Annotated in this window: 11 protein-coding genes; 8 read left to right on the forward strand and 3 right to left on the reverse strand. The window is 42.8% G+C overall.

The features are described 5' to 3' along the window. The coding region (locus H5181_RS18305; RefSeq protein WP_182751701.1) for a LysR family transcriptional regulator at window positions 1–889 on the reverse strand (889 nt) is incomplete at its 3' end. Window positions 890–1241: 352 nt separating this feature from the next. Between H5181_RS18305 and H5181_RS18310 the strand changes: the two genes are divergently transcribed. The 6 genes from H5181_RS18310 (at window position 1242) to H5181_RS18335 (ending at window position 10620) form a co-directional block, all read left to right on the forward strand. Then, a complete protein-coding gene (locus H5181_RS18310; protein ID WP_404948510.1) occupies window positions 1242–1886 on the forward strand; it encodes a GntR family transcriptional regulator in 645 nt (214 codons plus the stop codon). A gap of 56 nt (window positions 1887–1942) precedes the next feature. Further along, window positions 1943–2821 (forward strand): methylisocitrate lyase, encoded by an 879-nt coding sequence (prpB, locus tag H5181_RS18315; RefSeq protein WP_011637321.1) that lies wholly within the window; start codon window positions 1943–1945, stop codon window positions 2819–2821. A gap of 104 nt (window positions 2822–2925) precedes the next feature. Beyond that, window positions 2926–4050: a 2-methylcitrate synthase gene (gene prpC / locus H5181_RS18320; RefSeq protein WP_182751703.1), complete on the forward strand. Its 1125-nt coding sequence runs from the start codon at window positions 2926–2928 to the stop codon at window positions 4048–4050. An 87-nt stretch (window positions 4051–4137) separates the two neighbouring features. Further along, on the forward strand, window positions 4138–6729 hold the full coding sequence (gene acnD / locus H5181_RS18325; RefSeq protein ID WP_182751705.1) for a Fe/S-dependent 2-methylisocitrate dehydratase AcnD: 2592 nt from the start codon (window positions 4138–4140) through the stop codon (window positions 6727–6729). A gap of 89 nt (window positions 6730–6818) precedes the next feature. Then, window positions 6819–7988, forward strand: a complete 1170-nt coding sequence (prpF, locus tag H5181_RS18330) for a 2-methylaconitate cis-trans isomerase PrpF (RefSeq protein WP_182751707.1) — start codon at window positions 6819–6821, stop codon at window positions 7986–7988. A 469-nt stretch (window positions 7989–8457) separates the two neighbouring features. After that, window positions 8458–10620, forward strand: a complete 2163-nt coding sequence (locus H5181_RS18335) for a cation:proton antiporter (RefSeq protein WP_182751709.1) — start codon at window positions 8458–8460, stop codon at window positions 10618–10620. Between the two features lie 160 nt (window positions 10621–10780). On the opposite strand, the gene bcp is transcribed toward H5181_RS18335, so the two are convergent. Then, on the reverse strand, window positions 10781–11248 hold the full coding sequence (bcp, locus tag H5181_RS18340; RefSeq protein WP_011637326.1) for a thioredoxin-dependent thiol peroxidase: 468 nt from the start codon (window positions 11246–11248) through the stop codon (window positions 10781–10783). Between the two features lie 83 nt (window positions 11249–11331). Continuing rightward, window positions 11332–11868, reverse strand: a complete 537-nt coding sequence (locus H5181_RS18345; RefSeq protein ID WP_011637327.1) for a glycine cleavage system protein R — start codon at window positions 11866–11868, stop codon at window positions 11332–11334. A 283-nt stretch (window positions 11869–12151) separates the two neighbouring features. Between H5181_RS18345 and dapA the strand changes: the two genes are divergently transcribed. Both dapA and bamC read left to right on the forward strand, forming a co-directional pair. Then, window positions 12152–13036, forward strand: a complete 885-nt coding sequence (gene dapA, locus H5181_RS18350; protein ID WP_011637328.1) for a 4-hydroxy-tetrahydrodipicolinate synthase — start codon at window positions 12152–12154, stop codon at window positions 13034–13036. Window positions 13037–13040: 4 nt separating this feature from the next. Continuing rightward, complete coding sequence (gene bamC / locus H5181_RS18355) at window positions 13041–14138, forward strand: outer membrane protein assembly factor BamC (RefSeq protein WP_011637329.1); 1098 nt, start codon at window positions 13041–13043, stop codon at window positions 14136–14138. The last annotated feature ends 132 nt before the right edge of the window (window positions 14139–14270 follow it).

Below are 14270 nucleotides of genomic sequence, written 5' to 3' on the forward strand. Positions count from 1 at the left end.
CGAAGATAGTGGCAGCACGTTGCTGAATAAACTCGATAAACAATTTCACTTTTAAGGGTTGTTGGCGACGTTGATGATACAAAATACTGATCCGGCGATGCTCACCAGCCCAATCCGCTAACACAGGTACTAGCTCTTGATTCAATAGTTGTGGTTTAACAAATAATTCTGGTCCATATAAAATCCCGCCATCACCGACAGCGGCGCGTATTGCGCCGTGTAAATCCCCTAGGGTTAATTTAGCGGGGCCATCGTAATAATACTGCTCACCACTGTGATGTTTTAAGGTCCAGTTAAACAGCGGCCACACTTTAATTAACTGATAATCAACTAGCTGCTGCGGGTGGCGAAGCTCAATGAGTTGCTTTGCATACTCAGGTGATGCATACAAGCCGTAATTTAATACTCCCAACGATGTTGATACCCAAGATGAGTCCGGTTGCGCACCACCGACAATGGCGACGTCGACTCCTTCATCTATCAAATCAATGGTGCTGTTATTTTGGGTGATGTGCAGTTGAATGTGCGGATGTTGTTTGGAAAAGTCATTGATGGCCTCAATTAATATCATCGAAGTTATCGAAACGGGTGTCGATATTCGTAGGGTGCTTTGCGGCTCATTAATAGTTTGACCACAAATACGATCAAATTGCGCCACCACATTATAGTAACGGTCAAATAACGCACCACCTTCTTCAGTTAATCGAAGTTTACGGGTACTGCGCATTATCAATTGAGTATTGAGGCTTTGTTCTAATTTACTGATCTTGCGGCTAACAGTGGCAATGGGCAACTTTAACTCTTGTGCTGCAGATGAAAACCCACCGGCATTAACGACATGGACAAACAAATGGATCAATTCAAGTTGGCAGGCTAAATGTTGGCTCATCAAGAGACCCTTATTGTATTTGTTGTTCTATTTATTGTTGGATTAATCGATGTCTCAATCGCTTTATAAAGAGGAGTGTAACCCAACATAGAGTCTACAGATAGCGGAGTCATCATCGAACCACAATGGCGTGATGAGCCATACCGTGGCGGCTAATATTAGCATGGGCTGACTTAAGGTTTATTGAGTGACGTCATAAATAGGTAATAGCTAACGCTTTATGATGAAATGGAATAATTGTCGACAAAAAGTGCCTTTTGGGGTTGTTATACGATTTAAAGGTGCTATATTGTCGACAACTTGTTTTGTGTAGCTGTTTTTAATGTCAGTTTTTATTATCCAAGGTATGAATATGATCCAGCCGATTACTTCAGCAGATAAGACCTTTGTAGCCCTTAGAGACGATATAGTCGAAGGTCGTATTCAGGCCGGCTCTAAATTGAGCGAAACTGAATTGTCGACAAAGTATGCCGTGAGTAGAGCCGTGATCCGTGAAGCCATTAACCGCTTAGAGTCGTGCCATATTGTTGAGCGTAAAGCCAACGTAGGCGCTCGTGTGGTGGCGTTATCTCCACAAGGGTTGATGGAGCTGTATCAAGTGCGTGAATCACTCGAAGGCATGGCGGCACGTTTAGCGGCGAAAAACATGACTGATGATGAAATCGCTGACTTGAACCATTTATTACAATCCCACTTTGACGAGGTCAAAGGCGGCGAGTCTTATTATCAAGAAGCCGGTGATGTTGATTTTCATTATCGGATTATTTTAGGCAGTAAAAACAAACACCTAATTTCAATGCTGTTTGATGGCATTTACCATTTAGTGCGCATGTATCGCGTACAACTTGGCATGGCGGGTCCGCGTGTGACCACCGCTTATGATGAACACAAACACATTGTTCAGGCCATTTTAAATCGTGATGCAGAATTGGCTGAAATGCTGATGCGTCGCCACATTATGTATTCTAAAAATAATATCGAACACAAATTATCGTAATGTCTTGCGTGTGGCGTGCTACGCCCACGGTCATAATTGCATATAAGGAAAATATCATGAGCGCAGGTAAAAAATTTCGTCAAGCATTAGCTAACAACAAACCACTGCAAATTGTCGGTACCATTAATGCTTATGCCGCCATGATGGCAAAGCAAATTGGTCATCAAGCTATTTACTTATCTGGTGGCGGAGTGGCTAACGCCTCTTATGGTTTACCCGATTTAGGCATGACATCACTCAATGATGTGCTTGTTGATGTGCAACGTATTACTTCAGCCTGTGATTTACCTTTGCTGGTGGATATTGATACGGGTTGGGGTGGGGCGTTTAATATTGCCAAAACCATTCGTGACATGGAAAAAGCCGGCGCTGCAGCGGTCCACATGGAAGACCAAGTGGCGCAAAAGCGTTGTGGTCATCGTCCAAATAAAGAAATAGTCCCAGTAGAAGAAATGGTAGACCGCATTAAAGCGGCGGTTGATGCCCGTACCGACCCAGATTTTTTCATTATGGCGCGTACTGACTCGTTTGCTCAAGAAGGGTTAGAAGCCGCTATCGAGCGTGCTAAAGCGTACGTGGCAGCCGGTGCTGACGGTATTTTTGCTGAAGCAATTAAAACTGAAGAGCATTATCGCGCCTTTGCTGAAGCATTAGATGTGCCAATTTTGGCTAACATTACTGAGTTTGGCCAAACTGAATTATGGAATAAGCAACAATTAGGCGAGTGGGGCGCGGCAATGGTGTTGTACCCATTGAGTGCATTCCGTGCAATGAACAAAGCAGCTGAAAATGTTTACAGTGCTATTTTAACCGATGGCGACCAAAAAGCAGTGGTAGATACCATGCAAACTCGTATGGATTTATACGACTATTTGGGTTATCACGATTATGAACAAAAATTAGACAGCTTATTTGCCGAAGGTAAAAATAAATAACGGCCTCAGTACGACAGCAAGACTCGATTACAACTAAAATAACAATACCCTACAATCACGATTTAGCATGGCTAAATCGTGAAAAGCATAAGAAGGAAGATATCATGGTAGACAAGAAATTATCAGGCGCAGGATTACGCGGTCAGAGTGCTGGCGAAACAAAATTATGTACAGTCGGTAAATCAGGTTCAGGCCTAACGTACTGCGGTTACGATGTCTCTGATTTAGCCGATAACGCTACCTTTGAAGAAGTCGCTTATTTATTATTTAACGGCGAGTTACCAAACCAAGCTGAGCTAACTGCATATAAAGCAGAATTGAAAGCGCAGCGTGATTTACCTGATGCACTAAAAGCGGTATTAAAATTAATTCCTGCTGATGCTCATCCAATGGATGTTATGCGTACTGGTTGCTCGTTTTTAGGTAACCTTGAGCCAGAAGTCGATTTTACTCAGCAACACAAAGCGTCGAACCGCTTATTAGCCGCATTTCCGGCCATCATGTGTTTTTGGTACCGTTACACTCATGACGGTGTAGAAATTGATTGCACCACAGGTGAAGATTCTCTGGGTGGACATTTTCTTAAACTGCTTCGCGGTGAAACACCGTCAGCGCAACATCGCCGTGTAATGGATGTGTCGTTGATTTTGTATGCAGAGCATGAGTTCAACGCATCAACCTTTACCGCGCGTGTATGTGCTTCAACATTATCGGATATGTATTCTTGTGTTACCGGTGCGATTGGTTCATTACGTGGTCCACTGCACGGTGGTGCTAATGAAGCGGCGATGGATATGATCCAAAAGTTCAGCTCGCCAGCTGATGCTAAAGTGCAAATGGCATTGATGTTAGAACGCAAAGAAAAAATCATGGGCTTTGGCCATGCTATTTATAGCGTGTCTGATCCACGTAATGTGATTATTAAGAAGTGGTCTGAAAAGCTGGCTCACGAAAACGGTGATACCTCGCTATATGACATTTCTGTCGCGTGTGAAGAGTTTATGTGGGACACCAAAAAGTTATTCTGTAACGCTGACTTCTTCCATGCCTCTGCTTATCATTTTATGGGTATTCCAACTAAGTTATTTACGCCGATCTTCGTTTGTTCACGTTTAACCGGTTGGGCTGCACATGTAATGGAGCAGCGATCGAACAACCGCATTATTCGTCCAAGTGCAGATTATGTGGGCAGTGAGCCTCGTAAAGTGGCGCCTATTAGCCAACGTTAATCAGCATGCCGAGTCTCATTATGATGACTCGGCTTTTTTCGATATAGATTAGCGCTTATTCCTTTCATGTTTATTGTGGATGAAGTTATGAATACTCAATACCGTAAAGCCTTACCTGGCACCCAATTAGATTATTTTGACACCCAAGAGGCTGTTGATGCGATTGAGCCTGGTGCCTATGCCAAACTACCTTATTGTTCTCGTGTGTTTGCCGAGAACCTAGTGCGTCGTTGTTCGCCTGACATGCTTACTGATTCGCTAAAGCAGCTGATTGAGCGCAAAAGTGACCTCGATTTTCCGTGGTATCCGGCCCGCGTGGTTTGTCATGATATTTTAGGTCAAACTGCATTAGTCGACTTAGCGGGCCTGCGTGATGCGATTGCAGAAAAAGGTGGCGATCCCTCAAAAGTGAACCCAGTGGTACCGACACAATTGATTGTCGATCACTCGCTGGCTGTAGAGCATGCTGGTTTTGAAAAAGACGCGTTTGAGAAAAACCGCGCCATTGAAGACCGCCGCAATGAAGACCGTTTCCATTTCATCAATTGGACCAAAACGGCATTTAAAAACGTTGATGTTATCCAACCGGGTAATGGCATCATGCATCAAATTAACTTAGAGCGTATGTCGCCTGTAGTACATTCGCTAAATGGTGTGGCGTTTCCTGACACCTTGGTTGGCACCGACAGCCATACACCTCATGTAGATGCATTAGGTGTTATTGCCATTGGTGTGGGCGGCTTAGAAGCTGAAAGCGTCATGCTCGGCCGTGCATCTTATATGCGTTTACCGGAAATTGTCGGTGTTGAAGTAACAGGTAAACCGCAGCCTGGTATTACCGCTACCGATATCGTGCTGGCGTTAACGGAATACTTACGTGCGCAAAAAGTGGTGTCATCGTATCTTGAGTTTTATGGCGAAGGTACCACCCATTTAACCCTAGGCGATCGCGCTACTATTACTAACATGACGCCTGAATATGGCGCTACCGCGGCGATGTTTTATATCGATAGACAAACTATCGATTATCTAACGTTAACTGGCCGTGACGACTCGCAAGTTAAACTAGTTGAAACCTATGCCAAGCAAGCTGGTTTATGGGCTGATACGTTAACTAATGCTGTGTATGAACGTGTATTACACTTTGACTTGTCATCTGTTGGTCGTAACATTGCAGGCCCGTCTAACCCACACAGTCGTGTACCGACATCTGAATTAGCGGCGCGTGGTATTAGTGGCGTGGTTGAAAACGAACCCGGTAAAATGCCCGATGGTGCAGTGATTATTGCTGCGATTACTAGCTGTACTAACACCAGTAACCCACGCAACATGATTGCTGCCGGTTTATTGGCTCGCAATGCTAATGCTCGTGGTTTATTACGTAAACCTTGGGTGAAATCATCGCTTGCGCCTGGCTCTAAAGCAGTGCAATTGTATTTAGAAGAAGCAGGTTTATTGCCTGAGCTTGAAAACTTAGGTTTTGGCATTGTCGGTTTTGCCTGTACCACGTGTAACGGCATGAGTGGCGCGCTTGATCCAGTCATTCAACAAGAAGTGATTGATCGCGACTTATACGCTACTGCAGTGTTGTCGGGCAATCGTAACTTTGATGGCCGTATTCATCCTTATGCTAAGCAAGCATTTCTAGCATCTCCACCTTTAGTTATTGCTTACGCCATTGCCGGTACGATTCGTTTTGATATTGAAAAAGATATTTTAGGCATCGATAACCAAGGTCAAGCAGTTACGTTGAAAGACATTTGGCCAACCGACGAAGAAATTGATGCAGTTGTTAAAGCAAGCGTTAAGCCTGAGCAGTTTCGCAAAGTTTATGAGCCAATGTTCGACATAAAAGTCGAGTATGGCACTCATGTAAATCCACAATATGATTGGCGTCCGCAAAGCACTTATATTCGCCGCCCACCTTATTGGGACGGAGCCTTGGCGGGTGAGCGCACCATGAAAGGTATGCGTCCATTAGCAGTGCTTGGAGACAACATCACCACCGATCATTTATCGCCATCAAATGCGATTATGCTCGACAGTGCCGCAGGGGCATACCTAGATAAAATGGGCTTGCCAGAAGCTGATTTTAACTCTTATGCCACTCATCGTGGCGATCACTTAACTGCGCAGCGTGCCACGTTTGCTAACCCTAAACTGTTTAACGAAATGGTGCAGGAAAATGGCAAGGTTAAGCAAGGATCATTGGCGCGCTTAGAGCCTGAAGGCCAGGTCACTCGCATGTGGGAAGCGATTGAAACCTATATGGAACGTAAGCAACCACTGATTATTATTGCTGGTGCAGATTACGGTCAAGGTTCGTCACGTGACTGGGCTGCAAAAGGCGTGCGCCTTGCTGGGGTTGAAGTGATTGTTGCTGAAGGCTTTGAGCGTATTCACCGCACTAACTTGGTGGGTATGGGCGTGTTACCGCTTGAGTTCACTGCAGGTCATAATCGTCATACTTATCATATTGATGGCACGGAAACCTACGATGTGGTGGGCGAACGCAAACCGGGCGCTATGTTAAATGTGATTATGACTCGTAAAAATGGTGAGCAAGTGACCATTCCGGTTAAATGTCGTGTTGACACTGCCGAAGAGTTGTCAATTTATGAAGCCGGTGGTGTATTACAACGTTTTGCTCAGGACTTTTTAGCTAACGAAACCAAGTAATTATTTGATTTTGTGCCTTATTTAACCGGCAGCTTATAAGCTTATTGCTAGGTTGCCGGTTTGGTCTTTTGTTATTTTAGGAATATGTGATGGCTCATTTACCACAAATGAAAATTCCAGCGACTTATATGCGCGGCGGCACCAGTAAAGGGGTTTTTTTCAGCTTAACTGACTTGCCTGCGGCTGCTCAAGTGGCAGGCGCAGCCCGCGATGCAATATTATTGCGGGTTATTGGCAGTCCCGATCCTTACGGTAAACACACCGATGGGATGGGTGGAGCAACGTCAAGTACCAGTAAAACGGTTATCTTATCTAAAAGTACTCAAGCTGATCACGATGTTGACTATTTATTTGGTCAAGTATCGATTGATAAGCCGTTTGTTGATTGGAGCGGCAACTGCGGTAATTTAACTGCAGCGGTGGGTTCATTTGCCATTAGTAATGGTTTAATCGATCCAAGCCGAGTGCCTGAAAATGGCACCGCAATTGTACGTATTTGGCAAGCCAATATTCATAAAACCATTATTGCTCATGTCCCAATTACCAACGGTGAAGTACAAGAAACCGGTGATTTTGAACTTGATGGTGTGACGTTTCCCGCAGCTGAAGTGCAAGTGGAGTTTTTAGATCCTGCTGATGGTGATGGCGCTATGTTTCCCACTGGTAACGTGGTTGATGAACTTGACGTACCTGGCGTAGGGACCTTTAAAGCGACCATGATCAATGCGGGCATTCCAACGATTTTTATTAATGCTGCCGATATTCAGTATCAAGGTACTGAGTTGCAAGATGACATTAATAATGACGATAAAGCGTTAGCCATGTTTGAAACCATTCGGGCTTATGGTGCAGTAAAAATGGGCTTAATTAAGCATATTGATGAAGCGGTAGCCCGTCAACATACCCCTAAAGTGGCTTTTGTGGCACCTGCTGCGAATTATATTTCTTCCAGTGGCAAAGCGGTTAATACTGATGATATCGATCTGGTCGTGCGGGCATTGTCTATGGGTAAATTGCACCATGCGATGATGGGCACTGCTGCGGTGGCGATTGGCACTGCTGCTGCGATTCCTGGCACATTAGTTAATTTAGCTGCTGGCGGCGGTGAGCTGAGTGCAGTTCGTTTCGGCCATCCATCTGGCACTTTACGTGTAGGTGCGCAAGCAGCATTAGTACAAGGTCAATGGCAAGTTAAAAAAGCCACTATGAGCCGAAGTGCGCGAGTATTAATGGAAGGTAAGGTGAGCATTCCACAATAATTACGTTATATGTATGTTATTAATAAAACCTCAGCTTTTGCTGAGGTTTTTGCTTTTAGATAATTAATAGATAAAAAACAATCGATTAGAGTCTAAATTAATGTTGCCATTTGCTGAAGTAATTCAGATGTATATGTTAAAAATATGCAAAAGGTATAAAATGTGATATTGGTCAAAAAAAGTCTTGATCCTACTGTTAAATTAGTATGTTATATGCAAAATTTTGTCAGCTGTTTTTAATGGGCTCAAACATATATGCATCAGTTAACTATGTCCCTATGATGAAATAAAAAGAAAGATCAGTAAGTTTTATCGATTAACAGAAATAGATTAATCGCAATTAATGATTTGGCTGATTAAGTTGTTGTAAACAGTCAAGTTGAATGCATTTAGAGCACGATATTAACGTGAGTCGCATTGCTTATTAAGTTAGTCATTAGCAATGATAGCAATACAAAAGGAAACAATTATGGTTGAACACATTACAGGCATGCTGGCATTAATCGGTGTGTTATCGCTTTTGTGTCAATGGGTTGGTTGGAAATTACGTCTACCAGCAATTTTACCACTTTTATTATGTGGTTTACTGTTAGGGCCAGGATTAGGGATATTAGACCCAGATGAAATCTTTGGTGATTTATTGTTTCCTATTATTTCGTTAGGTGTTGCGGTCATCCTGTTTGAAGGTGCGCTGACACTTAACTTTAAAGAAATTAAAGAACATGGACGAATGGTGACCCACCTTGTCACCATCGGCGCATTTATTACCTGGGCGTGTATTGCACCAGCAGCGCATTTTTTGCTTGGGTTTGATTGGGCAATTGCCATGTTATTTGGCGCACTAGTAGTGGTGACAGGGCCAACCGTGATTGTGCCTATGTTACGCACGGTGCAACCAAAATCCAATTTAGCCAGTATATTGCGCTGGGAAGGCATCGTTATTGATCCCATCGGTGCATTATTAGCGGTACTAGTATTTGAGTATATAGCCGTTACAGCCGACCCGACCACGCACGTATTGACTGCATTAGGCTTAACCTTAGTGCTTGGTTTTGGTCTAGGTGCTGCAGGCGGTTACTTAACGGGTTTAGCTATCCGTAAAAACTTATTCCCACATTACTTACGTAACACCGCAGTATTAACCATTATGTTGGGCATTTTTGTTGGCTCTAACATTTTACAAGAAGAGTCTGGCTTGTTAACGGTTACGGTAATGGGTATTTGGTTAGCGAACATGCGCGGCGTTGATATTGCCGACATTTTGGAATTTAAAGAAACCTTAACCGTACTACTGATTTCAGCGTTGTTTATTCTGTTGGCCGCACGCCTTGATTCTGGTGCAATGCTGGACCTAGGATTTGGTGGTGTAGGGGTGCTATTAGTGGCGATGTTTGTCGCACGTCCATTAAGCATTTGGATTTCAGGCTTAGGCACCAATTTGTCGTCAAAAGATAAGTGGTTTTTAAGTTGGGTTGCGCCACGCGGTATTGTTGCAGCAGCCATTTCATCATTATTTGCCATTAAACTAGAGTCGGTTGGCTTAGAAGGTGCCAGTTCGATTGTACCGTTAGTATTCTTAATTATTATTGGTACCGTGGTGATTCAAAGCTTAACGGCCGGTCGTTGGGCTAAGTTTTTAGGTGTGAAAGAGGGCTCTAATCAAGGGGTGTTAATCTTTGGTGCGTCTAAATTCTCACGTGATTTAGCTTCTATTTTAATCTCGAAAAATATTAAGGTTATTCTAGCTGACAACAACTGGGACAGTATTCGCCAAGCGCGCATGGAAAATATTCCGGTGTACTTTGGTAACCCGGCGTCAGAGCATGCATCTAATTTTATGGATTTAAGTGGTATTGGCCGAGTGCTTGTGATGTCGCCTTACCGTCAGTTAAACCCGTTGGTGACATTCCATTTCCAAGATTTAATGGGCACCGAAAAAGTGTATGGTTTAAACAATGCAGACAGCGCCAGTGCTCGTCATCAGTTGTCTGAATCTTATCTTAAGCGCTTATGTTTGTTTGGTGAGAACATATCTTACGCCAAAATTGCCACCTTAATGGCCAAAGGCGCGGTATTGAAAATCACCAATATAACTGAAAACTTTACGTATGATCATTTCAAAAAGCGCTACGGTGACACTGCAATGCCATTGGTTTATTTGACCAAAGAAGGCAAGGTTAAAGTTATATCTGGCGTTGAAGCAATTGTGCTACCTGTGGGCATAGAGTTAATTAGCTTATTGCCACAAGAAGCACAAGATCAAGCTGTTATTCAGCGTGCATTAGATGACGAAGCTGATCGCCAAGCCAAGATAGTGGCAGATGCTGAAGCAAAAGCGGCCGCTGAAGCAAGGGCTGTTCGCGAAGCTGAAGAAGCTGAGCAACGCACCATTGAAAAAGCACGCCGTAAAGAAGAAGAGTTAGCGCTATTTGAACAACAAGAAAAAGCCCGCTTATTAGCTGACGAAGAGGCTATATTAGTTAAGCAAGAAACTGCATTGCTAGCTAAAGAGTTAGCTGCACAAGAAAAGGCTAAACAAGTTGCAAGCGCTACAATTGAGTCGAGTGATGCAGAGACTGCAGCCGACGAAGAAAAACCACAGCAGCCAAGCGACAACACTAAAACGGTATAGATTCTAGAACGGTATAGAGACTAAAATAGTGTGAACGTTAGCGCTTAGGCGTTAACGATTTTTTTAATAGTCTTACTAAAAAGGGCTTAGCAATACATTGCTAAGCCCTTTTTTATTATTACGTTATAAGCGTATAGGCAAGGTGTTCACCTTGCTTCAATTACTCAGCTAACGTGGCCAGAACCACTTCGTGGTGATCTTTGGTTTTGAATTTATTCAACACATGGCTGATTTTGCCATCTGTACCGACGATAAAACTTAAGCGATGAATGCCATCGTAAATTTTACCCATGAATTTTTTCTGTCCCCATACGCCAAAACCATCAGCAACTGCATGGTCTTCATCACTGAGCAAAGCGAAGTTGAGCTGTTGTTTGTCGGCAAACTTAGCCAGTTTAGCAACAGGGTCTGGGCTAATGCCGAATACGGTCACGTGTAAACCATCAAGTTGTGCTTTGATATCGCGCAGGCCTTGTGCTTGCACTGTGCAACCAGGAGTTGATGCTTTAGGGTAGAAATACACTAGCACAGGGCCTTTAGACAATGTGTCTTGCAGTGATACCGCTTCGCCTGCTTGGTTTTGCAGGGTAAAATTTGGTGCAGTATCACCAACGTTTAATGTGTTCATGATTGATCCTTTATCAAATGTGATGCGGATATTACGTGACTAGCACGTACAAGGTTCACATCAATGAGAGGTGACTGTAATTATTATGGCGCTGCAATGCCTTGCATACGCTTAATTGTGCACTCTAGAGACATAGACTCTGCCAGCTCATGAATACCTTGTTCAAGTTTCAATAGATTGATTTTATCAGGAATATTGATCGCTAATAAAATAGACTGAGTTTTAAGGTTGTCGTTGTCATCAGCGTGAGAGCGCACAGCCGCTAAGTCGAGGCCTCTTTCGGCCAAAAACTGGGTAATGCTCTTCATGGTTCCGCGCTGGTCTTCACCATTGAATATCACTTCAATACGAGAAACAAAGTTTTTGGGAGTATGTTTGGATGTTCGCTTCATGACGGTCATGAGTTCAAGTTCGACACTCAGCGCGGGTAATAAACTTTCTATTTTTGTTATAGCTGACCAAGAGCCAGATATCATCATAATTAGGGTAAATTCATTACCAAATAATGCCATACGACTGTCGACTATATCGCAATCACATTCGCTTGCTAAACGCGCTAAACGACTTACTAATCCTGGACGGTCAGCGCCCATTGCCGTAACGACCAGATAATTGGTCATGGATTTTCCTCACTTTTGATATCGTAGAGCGAAAACTTATGCCGTAGCATGTCAGTTTTTGTGCGGGTGCTAATGCTATCATTTTTCACTAAAACACCTCAATATAGTAACCTATATCACTCACATAAATGTGATTATTTTTTAGCGCTATGGCTTCAAAGATGCTAGGTTACGCTGCATTAAATAGCATTAATGACTTATTTCAGATTATGGTTACCGAAGAGCTTGTCATTAGTGGTTGGCATCAGTAACATAGCGAATCCTGAAACCGTGGGGAAGATAGATGATAAACGGAAGCATCGTAGCCTTAATCACACCAATGAATAGTGATGGCACAGTAGATTATGCAAGTCTTGAACGACTTGTTGAGTTCCATATTGAACAAGGTACTGATGCCATAGTCGCGGTCGGTACTACAGGCGAGTCTGCAACTTTGCCTATGACAGAACATGCGGCCGTTGTTTGCCAAACTGTTAAGTTTGCATCAGGTCGTATTCCTGTCATTGGTGGTAATGGCGCCAATGCCACTGCAGAAGCAATCGAATTAACCAAATCAATGCAAAAATCAGGTGTTGTCGCCATGCTTGGCGTAACCCCTTATTACAATAAACCAACGCCTAAGGGATTAATTGCCCATTATACGGCCGTTGCTGCAAGTACTGACATTCCTCAAATTCTTTATAATGTGCCAGGTCGTACTGCTGTTGATATGAAACCAGAAACTGTGGCTGAATTATCAAGTGTCAGTAATATTATTGGTGTAAAAGAAGCCACGGGTGATTTAAGCCGCGTTGCACGTTTGCGTGAACTGTGTGGTGAAGATTTCTTACTTTACAGCGGTGACGATGCCACAGCACGTGAGTTTTTATTACTCGGTGGTAATGGTGTTATCTCAGTTGCAAATAATATCGTTCCACATGCGTTTAAAGCCATGTGTGATGCTGCGTTAGCCAAAAATGCACAATTAGCTGAAACAATCGATCAACCATTAACGGGTATTTATCGCTCGTTATTTTGTGAAGCCAACCCAATTCCAGTGAAATGGGCTGTTCATAGAATGGGTTTGATAGCTAATGGTCATATTCGTTTACCTTTAACTGAACTTTCTGAGCAGTTTCATGGTCTGTTAATAGAAACAATGAAACAAGCTCATATTGAGGTAAAATAAATTCATGTTAAAGAAAGTCACTCCGTTACTCCTTGTTGCAGCTGTTTCAGCTTGCAGTACGCCATTAGATCGCCGTCAGGCCAATGGTAATGATGATTTCGTTAATGCTGAAACAACGCCATTATTGACGATCCCACAGGGCTTGAATACGCCTACTTACAGCAAAGAATATGACATTCCTGTTGTAGGTAATAACGTAAATAAGCAGCTTGTAGGCAAGAATCTTGATATTCGTGCGCCATTACAAGTATTGCCAATGGCTGAAGGCACACACATCGAAGAAAGCAGTGATAGTATTCGTGTCGTGATTGAATCGATTGAAAGCACTACTGATTTAAAACAAGAAATCTTTGATGTCATCAATGGCTATCTAAACAAAAATAATATAGCTGTTCGTAGCGAAGATCTTACCGCTGGCTTTATTGAAACTGATTGGATTGAAAATGATGAAATCATCGAATCTAATTGGTGGGGCAGTGACAAAGTTTATCAACTGCGTCAACGTTACCGTTACCAAGTGGATGTGAAGCCACATGGTCGCTCTGGTTCTGTGTCAATTGATTTAGTTGAGCATCAAGAGTTTTACGATGATAAAGATCAAAAAATCTTATTAAGCGGTGAAGACAAACGTCGTTACACCACTGATATGCTTAACAATGCTATTGCTTATATGAGCATTAAACGTGATCAAGCTATCCGTGCTGCACGTATTGAGCAAAGCCTTGGTATTAAAGTTGATTTAGTGACTAATGCTACTGAATCTGCTTATTGGTTGGCCGAAGCAAATTATAAGTCGGTATGGGAGCGTTTACGCTTAGTATTACCGGAAATGGGTTTTGATGTTGTTGATACTGATAACAGCAAAGGCCTGTTTTATATTAATTTAGAAGAAAGCGGTGGTTTCTGGAGCTCTTTGTGGAGCGAAGAAAAGTTGTCATTGAAAAAAGGCAATTATCGTTTACTGCTTAAAGAAACTGATGATGTTAATCAGACTAAAATATTGTTACATGATGTAGAAGACAAGCCATTATCGGATGAGTCTATTACCGAAGTGTACAAGATTATCTCTGACTTGATGCAAGAAGACCGTAAAGTTCGCTAAGGTTTATAATTAAGTTATTAAGCATGAAAGAGACGCATCGAGCGTCTCTTTTTATTTTGTTCACTTGTACAACAATTGTTATCCTATTCAATGGGACACTATTCAGCTCCTATAAACTCAGTTTGAATTAAC

This window comes from Shewanella sp. SG44-2, assembly GCF_014164215.1.
In the GTDB taxonomy this organism is placed as follows: Bacteria; Pseudomonadota; Gammaproteobacteria; order Enterobacterales; family Shewanellaceae; genus Shewanella; species Shewanella frigidimarina.

Coding starts and splice junctions, on each gene's coding strand:
- prpC (WP_182751703.1), top strand. CDS start 2,926: ATGGTAGACAAGAAATTATCAGGCGCAGGATTACGCGGTCAGAGTGCT.
- prpB (WP_011637321.1), top strand. CDS start 1,943: ATGAGCGCAGGTAAAAAATTTCGTCAAGCATTAGCTAACAACAAACCA.
- dapA (WP_011637328.1), top strand. CDS start 12,152: ATGATAAACGGAAGCATCGTAGCCTTAATCACACCAATGAATAGTGAT.
- H5181_RS18335 (WP_182751709.1), top strand. CDS start 8,458: ATGGTTGAACACATTACAGGCATGCTGGCATTAATCGGTGTGTTATCG.
- bamC (WP_011637329.1), top strand. CDS start 13,041: ATGTTAAAGAAAGTCACTCCGTTACTCCTTGTTGCAGCTGTTTCAGCT.
- acnD (WP_182751705.1), top strand. CDS start 4,138: ATGAATACTCAATACCGTAAAGCCTTACCTGGCACCCAATTAGATTAT.
- H5181_RS18310 (WP_404948510.1), top strand. CDS start 1,242: ATGATCCAGCCGATTACTTCAGCAGATAAGACCTTTGTAGCCCTTAGA.
- H5181_RS18345 (WP_011637327.1), bottom strand. CDS start 11,868: ATGACCAATTATCTGGTCGTTACGGCAATGGGCGCTGACCGTCCAGGA.
- prpF (WP_182751707.1), top strand. CDS start 6,819: ATGGCTCATTTACCACAAATGAAAATTCCAGCGACTTATATGCGCGGC.
- bcp (WP_011637326.1), bottom strand. CDS start 11,248: ATGAACACATTAAACGTTGGTGATACTGCACCAAATTTTACCCTGCAA.